The organism is Dermacoccus sp. UBA1591, from assembly GCF_002322065.1.
Taxonomy (GTDB): Bacteria; Actinomycetota; Actinomycetes; order Actinomycetales; family Dermatophilaceae; genus Dermacoccus; species Dermacoccus nishinomiyaensis.
Genome location: NZ_DCNR01000061.1, coordinates 2,096 through 4,974, shown reverse-complemented (window position 1 = coordinate 4,974; position 2,879 = coordinate 2,096). Strand labels below are relative to the sequence as shown.

The following is a 2,879-nucleotide window of genomic DNA, read 5'->3' as shown; positions in this document are numbered from 1 at the left end:
GCTGCTCGACGACGGCGCGGGCGCCGTCATCCCGCCGCGCGAGGCACCGAATCCCACGACGAGCACGAAGGAGGCAGGCGCATGAGCACCGACCAGCACCACGCGAGGGTGGCCTTCGTCGGCGCGGGCCCGGGCGACCCGGGCCTGTTGACGATGCGCGCCGCGCGCCTCATCGAGAACGCGGACGCGGTGATCTTCGACCAGATCTGCGGTGAGCGCTTCGTCGCGCCGTTCGTGCGCGACGAGGTCGAACTCGTCGACGCCGGCTACGGCGACGCGGGCGCGCAGCTCACCACCGCGAGCCGCGCGAAGCTCGTCGTCAAGACTGCGAAATCCGTTGCAGCGCAGCATGATGACGCCGACAGCTCGGGTCGAGGTGGCGAGCAGCCGCTCGTCGTGCGCCTCATGGACGGCGACCCGTCGACGTTCCACGGCCTCGCCGAAGAAGCGCTCGCGTGCTCCAAGGCGGGCATCGACTTCGAGATCGTCCCGGGCGTCTCGGCCGTCTCCGCGGTGCCCGCGTACGCGGGCGTGCCGCTGACGGACGCGAAGGCGCGCACCGTCCACGTCGTCACCGCAGGCGACCCGAAGATCGACTGGGCGCGTTCGATCGACGCGTGCATCACCGTCGTCGTGCTCGGCCAGGCCGACGCGCTCAAGACGTCGCTGTGCGAACTGCGTGAGGCCGGCCGACGGGGCAACACGCCCGTCGCACTGACGGAGAACGGCACGACGATCACGCAGTCGACGGTGACGACGACGCTGGACGAGGTGCCCGCCGTGCTCAAGCGATCCTCGTTCGACGGGCCCGTCATGGCGATCGTCGGCTCGACGGTCGCGCACCGCGACCTGCTGTCGTGGTGGGAGAACAAGCCGCTGTTCGGTTGGAACGTGCTCGTACCGCGCACGAAGGAGCAGTCGGGTTCGATGATCGAGCGTCTCGCGACGCACGGCGCAACGAGCACCGTCGTGCCGACGATCAGCGTCGAACCGCCGCGCACGCCGCAGCAGATGGAGAAGGCCGTCAAGGGCCTCGTCACGGGGCGCTACGAGTGGGTCGGATTCACGTCCGTCAACGCCGTGCGCGCCGTGCGCGAGAAGTTCGCCGAGTTCGGGCTCGACGTGCGCGCGTTCGCGGGCGTCAAGATCGCGGCCGTCGGCGGGGTGACGGCGAACGCGCTGCGCGAGTGGGGCCTCGAGGCCGACCTGACGCCGTCGGGTGAGCAGTCGGCACAGGGTCTGCTCGAGGTGTGGGCCGACTACGACGAGGATCTCGACCCGATCAACCGCGTCTTCCTGCCGCGCGCCGACATCGCGACGGACACGCTCGTCGCGGGCCTCGAGGAGATGGGCTGGGAGGTCGACGACGTCACCGCGTACCGCACGGTGCGCGCGGCCCCGCCCGCGCCGGAGGTGCGTGAGGCGATCAAGTCGGGCAAGTTCGACGCCGTGTGCTTCACGTCGAGTTCGACGGTACGCAACCTCGTCGGCATCGCTGGCAAGCCGCACACGTCGACCGTCGTCGCGTGCATCGGCCCGGCGACGGCGAAGACCGCCGAGGAGCACGGGCTGCGCGTCGACGTCGTCGCGCCCGAGGCGTCGGCGGCGTCCCTCGTCGACGCTCTCGCCGGCTACGGCCGGTCGCTGGCCCACGAGGCCGCGGAGTCTGGGGAGAAGGTACGCCGCCCGAGCGATCGACGCGGGGCGGCCCGACGAAAGGTGAAGGCCTGATGGGTAGCTACGATCTGACGCACCGTCCGCGGCGGCTGCGCACGTCGCCGGTGATGCGCGACATGGTCGCCGAGACGGTCGTCTCGCCGTCCGACCTCATCCTGCCGGTGTTCGTGCGCGAGAACGCTTCGGAGAACACGCCGATCGCGTCGATGCCGGGCGTCGTGCAGCACACGCTCGACTCGCTCGTCGCGGAGGCGAAGCGCGCGCGTGACGCCGGCATCGCAGGCGTCATGCTGTTCGGCGTGCCGGAGTCGAAGGACGCCGTGGGTTCGGGTGCGCTCGATCCTGACGGCATCCTCAACGTCGGGCTGCGTGCCGTGCGTGACGCCGTGGGTGACGACCTGCTCGTCATGGGTGATCTGTGCCTCGACGAGTTCACCGACCATGGTCACTGCGGGGTTCTCGACGATGCGGGCCGGGTCGACAACGACGCGACGCTCGACGTGTACGCGCAGATGGCGGTGGCGCAGGCGCAGGCCGGTGCGCATGTGCTCGCGCCGAGCGGCATGATGGACGGCCAGATCGGTGTCATCCGTGCGGCGCTCGATCTGTCGGGGCACGACGACGTCGCCGTCATGGCGTACTCGGCGAAGTACGCGTCGGCGGCGTACGGCCCGTTCCGTGAGGCCGTGCAGAGTTCGTTGCAGGGTGATCGCGCGACGTATCAGCAGGATCCGCGCAACCGCACCGAGTCGTTGCGTGAGGCGATGCTCGACGAGGAGCAGGGTGCCGACATCCTCATGGTGAAGCCCGCGCTGCCCTACCTGGACGTGTTGTCGGACGTCGCGGCTGCCGCGACGGTGCCGGTCGCGGCGTATCAGGTGTCGGGTGAGATGGCGATGATCGAGGCGGCTGCAGCGAACGGTTGGATCGATCGTGAGCGCATGATCCGCGAGTCGTTGACGTGCATCAAGCGTGCCGGCGCGTCGATCATCTTGACGTACTACGCGCTGACGATCTAGCTCGGTGGGGCCTGAGCTTGCGAAGGTTCCAGCGAGCGTTGAGGAAGCGCGTCAAAAAAATCGTGCGATGGCGATCTGGCTCGGTGAGGCCTGAGCTTGCGAAGGTTCCAGCGAGCGTTGAGGAAGCGCGTCAAAAAAATCGTGCGCTGGCGATCTGGCTCGTTGGGGCCTGAGCTTGCGAAG

General features: G+C 69.2%; 2 protein-coding genes. Both read left to right on the top strand.

Annotated features, from left to right (window positions below; all coding sequences use genetic code 11):
- Window positions 1-81 precede the first annotated feature (81 nt).
- Window positions 82-1,731 (top strand): bifunctional uroporphyrinogen-III C-methyltransferase/uroporphyrinogen-III synthase, encoded by a 1,650-nt coding sequence (locus B2284_RS06860; protein WP_006943475.1) that lies wholly within the window; start codon window positions 82-84, stop codon window positions 1,729-1,731.
- Window positions 1,731-2,696 carry a porphobilinogen synthase gene (hemB, locus tag B2284_RS06855; RefSeq protein ID WP_006943473.1) on the top strand — a complete coding sequence of 322 codons (966 nt, stop codon included), beginning with the start codon at window positions 1,731-1,733 and terminating at the stop codon, window positions 2,694-2,696. The genes B2284_RS06860 and hemB overlap by 1 nt, the downstream gene beginning before the upstream one ends.
- Window positions 2,697-2,879 lie beyond the last annotated feature (183 nt).